Genomic DNA, 7,500 nt, shown 5'->3' on the forward strand with positions numbered 1-7,500 from the left:
GGCGTTGATTTTTGGCACGCTGTTGAGTTCTCAAGGAACGGACGCTTCCTTTGTACTCACCCTCTCGGGCTTTCCTCCGGGCTTTCGTTCTTCGTTCTTGCGTTTCAGACTCTATCAGACTCTTTCGTGTCCGATTTCCTCTGCGCTTTCGAGGTTCTGCGCTTTCACGCTTTCCCTTTCCGGCGGTTCCGACTCTATCAGAAGTTTTCCACCGGATTTCCCGGCTTCAACGTTTCCGAATGGAGAGTCGAATGCACTCCACCCGGGAGAGATTCCCTGTGGAGTGGTGGTCGCCGAACTTGTCCAGTTCGAGGCAACCGTTTGACTCTACAACCCTGCCCCTGGGGTGTCAAAACGACGCGGGGGCCTCGTGCACGCGCGCCAACAGGGCCATCAGGGTGTCCTGTTCGGCCGGGGTGAGGGGGGCCAGCAGCCGCTCGTTCGCCGCTTCCGCGAGGGCCGCGCAGCGGGCCAGGGCGGCCTCTCCCTCCGGGGTGACGGTGACGGCGTTCTTGCGCCGGTCCGCCGGGTCCGGGGAGCGGAGCACGAGGCCCGCCTCCTGGAGGTGATTGAGGATCCCGACCATGTCCTTGGGGTCCACGGAGAGCCGGCGCCCCAGGTCCGCCTGGGTCACGGGTCCGTACTCGGCGGTCGCGGCCAGCACCGCGTGCTGCATCAGCTTCAGGCCCTCCGCCGCGATCGCGTCGGCGACGAAAGCCCGTCCACGTGCCGCGACGCGGCCGACGAGCCAGGTGGGCAGGGACTGGATGTGGCCGAGGGCTGAGGACATGTGCGCACCCTACCCAAAACCGTTGGACACCCCCACGACTTCCGGCTTATCGTTGGGATGCCCAATGAATTCGATCGGGGGAGGTCCTGTGCTGCGCATTCGCCATGAGGTCAACGGTGGGCCCGAAGTCCTGTTCACCGAGGAGGCCGACCGCCCCGTGGCCGGGCGCGGTGAGCTGCTCGTCCGGACCGAGGCCATCGGGGTCACACTGCCCACCGTCCGCAAGGTGCGCGAGGGGAGCGGGCCCGTGTCGTTCGGCGGGGAGGTGGCGGGAGTGGTCGTCGGCACCGGGGAAGGCGTCACCGACTTCGCCGTCGGGGACCGCGTCACCGGACTCTGCTTCGCCGACGCCTACGCCGAGTACGCGGTGCTGAACACCGCGATGGCCTCACCCGTCCCCGACGGCGCGTCCGCCGTGGACGCGGTGGCGCTCGTCCGCAGCGGGCTGGTCGCCCGCGGGGCGTACGAGGCCGCGCGCGTGCGGCCCGGCGAGTCCGTCCTCGTCACAGCGGCGGCCAGTGCGGTGGGCACGCTCGCCCTCCAGCTCGCCAAGGCCGGCGGGGCGGGGCGCGTGGTGGCCGCCGTCAGCAGCGCCGACAAGGCCGACTTCGTCCGCGGCCTGGGCGCCGACGAGGTCGTCCTGTACGAGGACGCGGACTGGGGCGCCCCGTACGACGTGGTCCTCGACGGCGTCGGCGGCGACCTCCTCGGCCCCGCGGTCCGGGCCCTCGCCATGGGCGGGCGGCTGGTGGCCTTCAGCTCCGGCGGCGGCACGGTCGAGGCGTACGAACTCCTCGTCCGCGGAGCTTCGTTGATCGGCTTCCAGATGCGGGCCATCGCCCTCGGGCAGCCCGAGCTGTACGCCCGCTGGCGGCGCGAGCTCTGGGAGCTGCGCGACGCGGGCACCCTCCGCACCGCCGTCCACGCGCGGATCCCCCTCCCCGAGGCCGCCCGCGCGCACGCCGTCATCGAGCAGCGCCGCAACCTCGGCAAGGTCGTACTGGTCCCCTAGCGCCTATCCGGCGGATCACGGCCGGGCGGTGCGGGTCCGGCCCCGTTCCGGGAGGCCCGGGCCGTCACGGGCTTGCGTGCGGGAAACCCCTCGCTCCGGCGGTGCCGGGCGTGCCAGCCTGCTGATCACGAGCAGAGGCGCCTATGCCCCCGGCCATCCTGGCCACCCCGTCAACCGGGCGCGGTGCCTCGCCGCAGAATGGTTTCCCGACGCCTTGGGCGTGGTCCTCGCGGGCTCCGCTGCTTCCGGCCGCGCCACCGCCGGCAGCGATCTGGACATCGCGGTCCTGATCGAAGACGGGGGTGAGCCCCGTAGGAAGACCCTCCGCTTCGAGGAACGGCTGGTCAAGCTGTTCTGCCGCACTCGGGCTGGTCTCGACGAGCTCTTCGCGGCTGACGTCGTCGAACGCCTCGCCGTGGCCAACGTCGTGCTGAGTACCGCCGCCGACCTCCTCTTCGACCACCGCCGGGCATGCACCGGAACCGGAAAGTGGCTTCCCCGCCGCCTGTTGCAGGCCGACCCCGAGCACGGCAAGGTCCTCCTCGACGGCTTCCGGCGCCTCTGCGAGAACGGCGGGCCGCAAGACTTCGCCGATGCCGCCGTGGAAACCCTCGCCCTCGTGGGCGGGCCCCTCCGCGAGGGCTACGCCCGAACCTGGCGCGCCGCGGCGCAGCCCGCCGCCCGCCAGGTGATCCGTCGGTTCCGGGACCGGGGCGGTGGTTCCGAGGCGTCGTTCAGCCGTGAGCGGGCTCGTCGACCGGCCAGGCGATCTCCACGCGGTTGTCGGCGGAGTCCGGTGTCCCGGTCCACCGGCGGTAGACCATCCGGACCGGGCCCGCGAAGGCGAAGCCGTGCGCGCTGACCCACTCCGCGACGGCGTCGTACACGCCGAGGATCTGCGGGAACCCGGCGGCCGCCCCCTCGGCCTGCGCGCAGGCGAGGGTGGTCCCGGGCAACTCGCGCACGGTCATGCCCTCGGGCAGGTCGGTGGGCTGCGCGCCGCCCTCCCAGAAGGGCAGGCACGCTTCGACTAGCGTCTCGTTCTCGTCGTCGCACACCCCGTGGAAGCGGACGAAAGCGGGCCCGGTGAAGGTGAGCGGGCCGCGGCCGGCGACCGCGTACAGCTCCTGGTAGGCGGAGCGGAGGAAGGCGTCGAGCCCGGAGTTGTCCAGGGTCGCCCCGCGGACGAGGATCCGCTCGGCGGGGCCCTGGCGGACGGTGACGGGGTGGGTCATCTCTGCTCCTTCGGTCAGTCGGCTCAGCAGGCTGTGGACCGTGGTGCGCTGGAGCTCCAGCCGTCGCTCAGCGGCCCGCAGCCGGGCCTTCAGGGCGGCGACCAGCTCCGCCTCGCCGCCGCCGAGCAGCCGACGGACCTCCTCGACCGGGATCTCCAGCTGCCGCAGGGATCTGACGGCCTGCGCCGTACGCACCTGGTCGCGCCGGAAGTAGCGGTAGCCGCTCACGGGATCCACGTACGCCGGCACCAGTACGCCGCTTGCGTCGTAGTGCCGGAGCGCGGTGATCGAGAGGCCGCTGGCCTGCGAGAACTGCCCGATCGGCAGCAGGTTTCTCCTGTCCACGGCCCTGACTGTGCCGTCTCGGGCCACCCGAGAGTCAAGCCCGCCCCTGCCCGGAGTCATCGAAGCGGTGGAGCGGGCGGCGCTGGAGGCCGAGGAACTCGGCGAGGCCGTCCGTGATCCGGTCGAACTCGCCACCGCCCGGCGCCCGGGCCGGTTACTCAACCGAAGAGCAGGAGAACGCCCTTCTCCACGCAGAACCGCAGGACGAGAGCCAGTTGCCGGGCGTCCTCGATGTGTCGTTCCCGGAGCCCGTCAGTGCGGTGCCGGGCGGCCTCCAGCGGGTCCGCGAGCGTGGCGGGGGCCGCGGACAGGGTCCGCAGGCGGGGCAGTCCGGCGAAGGGGCCGAGGCTGATCGGTGTCCCGTCCTGGTGTCGGCTGATGTGGAGGACCTCGTGTGCGGGGTGGGCGGAAGCCCGGACGCCGTCCGGGTCGCCCGTGTGGATCCTGGCCAGGGCCGGAGCTTCGGAAGCCCGGGTGCCCGGGCGGCCCCGGCCGCGGAGGTCACCAGGTCGGTGAGGGAGTCCGCGAGCAGGACGGCGCCGGTGTGCTTCTCGTGGTCGATCAGGACGATCTGCCCGGTGTGGCCGCCCGGCCCCGGCGTCAGGTCGACCGCGATCGGGTCGCCGTAGCCGCTCCCGGCGAAGACGAGCCGGCCCGGGGACCCGACGAGCCCCTGCACCGGTGCGTCGGGCGGAGCGAAGAGCGCCGTACGCGCGGCGGTCTCCCAGTCCGCGGGGCGGGAGGTGACGTCGGCGAAGCAGAGCTCGTCGAGGGAGCCGAGTTCGCAGCCGACGGCCCCGTACGCCGCGTGCGTCTCGCCCTCGTACTCGCCCTCGTCGCCGCCCCCGTCCGCCGACCGTACGCGCGTCACCCGGTACAGCGCCTTCAGCTCCTCCGGCAGCGTCAGGCCGAGCCGTTCCTCCGCCGCGGCGATCTCCGCCCCGGTGGCGCCGGCAGCGCGTCGGGTGTCGGATCGGGGAGGCGGGGCCTCGGCTCGGCGACAGCGCCCTCGACGAGGACGAGGGCCCCTGGCCGGCGATGGCGGCGCAACTGTCCACGGCGGAGACGGGGTTCAGGACATGGACGACCGCCCTGCCGGCCGGCGAGATCTCCGCCTTGAAGGAGACGTCGTCCAGGCCCAGGTCCGCCATGGTCTTCTGCACGCCCTCCACCTCGGCCTCTACGGCTTGGAGCTCCCGCAGCATCTGTAGTGGGTCGCTCCGCGTCCGGTCGCCCCGCGGCTGCTGACTCCGTCGCCACGGGATGGTGAACCCGCCGCTCCGACGGATGCGACCAGCCACGCATCCGCCGAGGCCGGCCAGGACCTCCCGGTTGGCGGCACGGAGCCGGCGCAACACCGGCTCCCAATGGCCAGCCTCAGGCCGGCTTTCGCCACACCGAGACGTGCTTCCCGGAGTCCTGGGTGAACGGGGACCCGTCCCAGTCCGCAACGCGGCGTTCCAGTTCGAGCCCGGCGATGCGTGCCATCAGGTCGAGCTCGGCCGGCCAGGCGTACCGGTGCCGGGAGTTCTCGCGGCGGTAGTGGCCGTCGTCGCCCTCGCGCGTGAAGTGGTGCGAGACGAGGATCTGCTCGACCAGGTCGAAGGTGTCGAAGCCGAGGTGCCGCTGGGAGACGTCGAACGGCACCGCGACCTGGCCGGGCGGCAGGAGCCGCAGCGGCGGCACACCCAGCTCGATGACGAACCGGCCGCCGGGCTCCAGATGCCGTGCGGCGTTGCGGAAGCACTCGACCTGCTCGTCCTGCGTGAGCAGGTTCGTGATGGTGTTGTAGACGAGGTAGACCAGGGTGAACCCGCCCGGAACGACGGTGGTGGCCATGTCCCCGATGACCACCGGGAGGGTGCCCTCGTCGACCTTGCGCCGCAGCACCGCTGCCATGTGCTCGGACAGTTCGATGCCCACCACCGGCACGCCGCGTTCCCGGAGCGGGACTCCCACCCGGCCGGTCCCGATGGCGAACTCCAGCGCCCGGCCGTCGCCGGCGAGCTCGGCAAGGAAGGCGAGGGCCGGCCCGAGAACGGCAGCCGAGGACGCTTCGGCCTCCTCGTCGTCGTAGCGGTCGGCGGTCGCACGGGTCCACAGCTCACTGCTCGTCACGAGTGACCACTGTGCCGGGTGCCGAGGGGCACTGTCGACGCATTTAAGCTCCCCGCGGCTCAGCGCGGCTCAACGTACACCGCCCTAGAAGTCCTTAAACGCAGAAAAGCCCCGCACCATAAGGTGCGGGGCTTTCCCACAATGATTGTTCGGCGGCGTCCTACTCTCCCACAGGGTCCCCCCTGCAGTACCATCGGCGCTGAAAGGCTTAGCTTCCGGGTTCGGAATGTAACCGGGCGTTTCCCTAACGCTATGACCACCGAAACACTATGAAGTTGAACTCAAGCCGGCAAGGCGAGTTCGTTACTTCAGAACTAACACAGTGGACGCGAGCAACTGAGGACAAGCCCTCGGCCTATTAGTACCAGTCAGCTCCACCCGTTACCGGGCTTCCACATCTGGCCTATCAACCCAGTCGTCTACTGGGAGCCTTACCCTCTCAAGGAGGTGGGAATACTCATCTTGAAGCAGGCTTCCCGCTTAGATGCTTTCAGCGGTTATCCTTTCCGAACGTAGCCAACCAGCCATGCCCTTGGCAGGACAACTGGCACACCAGAGGTTCGTCCGTCCCGGTCCTCTCGTACTAGGGACAGCCCTTCTCAATATTCCTACGCGCACAGCGGATAGGGACCGAACTGTCTCACGACGTTCTAAACCCAGCTCGCGTACCGCTTTAATGGGCGAACAGCCCAACCCTTGGGACCGACTCCAGCCCCAGGATGCGACGAGCCGACATCGAGGTGCCAAACCATCCCGTCGATATGGACTCTTGGGGAAGATCAGCCTGTTATCCCCGGGGTACCTTTTATCCGTTGAGCGACGGCGCTTCCACAAGCCACCGCCGGATCACTAGTCCCGACTTTCGTCCCTGCTCGACCCGTCGGTCTCACAGTCAAGCTCCCTTGTGCACTTACACTCAACACCTGATTGCCAACCAGGCTGAGGGAACCTTTGGGCGCCTCCGTTACCCTTTGGGAGGCAACCGCCCCAGTTAAACTACCCATCAGACACTGTCCCTGATCCGGATCACGGACCGAGGTTAGACATCCAGCACGACCAGAGTGGTATTTCAACGGCGACTCCACAACCACTGGCGTGGCTGCTTCAAAGTCTCCCACCTATCCTACACAAGCCGAACCGAACACCAATATCAAACTGTAGTAAAGGTCCCGGGGTCTTTCCGTCCTGCTGCGCGAAACGAGCATCTTTACTCGTAGTGCAATTTCACCGGGCCTATGGTTGAGACAGTCGAGAAGTCGTTACGCCATTCGTGCAGGTCGGAACTTACCCGACAAGGAATTTCGCTACCTTAGGATGGTTATAGTTACCACCGCCGTTTACTGGCGCTTAAGTTCTCAGCTTCGCAACCCCGAAAGGTCACTAACCGGTCCCCTTAACGTTCCAGCACCGGGCAGGCGTCAGTCCGTATACATCGCCTTACGGCTTCGCACGGACCTGTGTTTTTAGTAAACAGTCGCTTCTCGCTGGTCTCTGCGGCCACCCCCAGCTCACGGAGCAAGTCCGATCACCAGTGATGGCCCCCCTTCTCCCGAAGTTACGGGGGCATTTTGCCGAGTTCCTTAACCATAGTTCACCCGAACGCCTCGGTATTCTCTACCTGACCACCTGAGTCGGTTTAGGGTACGGGCCGCCATGAAACTCGCTAGAGGCTTTTCTCGACAGCATAGGATCATCCACTTCACCACAATCGGCTCGGCATCAGGTCTCAGCCTTAATGTGTGACGGATTTGCCTACCACACGGCCTACACCCTTACCCCGGGACAACCACCGCCCGGGCTGGACTACCTTCCTGCGTCACCCCATCGCTTACCTACTACCACCTTGGATCGCCGGCTCCACCACTTTCCTTTCCCCGAAGGGTCCGGAACGGCTTCACGGGCTTAGCATTAATGGATTCGATATTGGGCGTTTCAAAGCGGGTACCGGAATATCAACCGGTTGTCCATCGACTACGCCTGTCGGCCTCGCCTTAGGTCCC

The 7,500-nt window shown here is 68.0% G+C and carries 5 protein-coding genes, 2 rRNA genes and 1 pseudogene (1 of these 8 only partly in view); 2 read left to right on the plus strand and 6 right to left on the minus strand.

Translation table 11 applies throughout. From position 1 onward, the window contains the following. Positions 1-349 precede the first annotated feature (349 nt). Positions 350-790 carry a MarR family winged helix-turn-helix transcriptional regulator gene (locus tag OG553_RS15555; protein WP_405979561.1) on the minus strand — a complete coding sequence of 147 codons (441 nt, stop codon included), beginning with the start codon at positions 788-790 and terminating at the stop codon, positions 350-352. An 88-nt stretch (positions 791-878) separates the two neighbouring features. Between OG553_RS15555 and OG553_RS15560 the strand changes: the two genes are divergently transcribed. Continuing rightward, on the plus strand, positions 879-1,802 hold the full coding sequence (locus OG553_RS15560; protein ID WP_405979562.1) for a zinc-binding alcohol dehydrogenase family protein: 924 nt from the start codon (positions 879-881) through the stop codon (positions 1,800-1,802). 220 nt (positions 1,803-2,022) lie between these two features. After that, positions 2,023-2,085: pseudogene (locus OG553_RS15565) on the plus strand (hypothetical protein); the annotation flags it as partial. Positions 2,086-2,536: 451 nt separating this feature from the next. On the opposite strand, the gene OG553_RS15570 reads toward OG553_RS15565, so the two are convergent. The 5 genes from OG553_RS15570 to OG553_RS15590 all read right to left on the minus strand — a co-directional run. Then, a complete protein-coding gene (locus tag OG553_RS15570) occupies positions 2,537-3,382 on the minus strand; it encodes a MerR family transcriptional regulator (RefSeq protein WP_405979563.1) in 846 nt (281 codons plus the stop codon). Positions 3,383-3,536: 154 nt separating this feature from the next. Continuing rightward, on the minus strand, positions 3,537-4,316 hold the full coding sequence (locus OG553_RS15575) for an SMI1/KNR4 family protein (protein ID WP_405983046.1): 780 nt from the start codon (positions 4,314-4,316) through the stop codon (positions 3,537-3,539). 443 nt (positions 4,317-4,759) lie between these two features. Further along, a complete protein-coding gene (locus OG553_RS15580) occupies positions 4,760-5,500 on the minus strand; it encodes a class I SAM-dependent DNA methyltransferase (protein ID WP_405979564.1) in 741 nt (246 codons plus the stop codon). Positions 5,501-5,647: 147 nt separating this feature from the next. Beyond that, a 5S ribosomal RNA gene (gene rrf / locus OG553_RS15585) occupies positions 5,648-5,764 on the minus strand. A 74-nt stretch (positions 5,765-5,838) separates the two neighbouring features. Next, positions 5,839-7,500: ribosomal RNA gene (locus OG553_RS15590) — 23S ribosomal RNA — on the minus strand; it runs 1,453 nt beyond the window's last position.

The organism is Streptomyces sp. NBC_00158 (assembly GCF_045160885.1).
GTDB lineage: Bacteria > Actinomycetota > Actinomycetes > Streptomycetales > Streptomycetaceae > Streptomyces.

Bases quoted from the DNA above. Each gene is read 5' to 3' on its own strand.
- OG553_RS15555 (WP_405979561.1), bottom strand. From the start codon at position 790: ATGTCCTCAGCCCTCGGCCACATCCAGTCCCTGCCCACCTGGCTCGTC.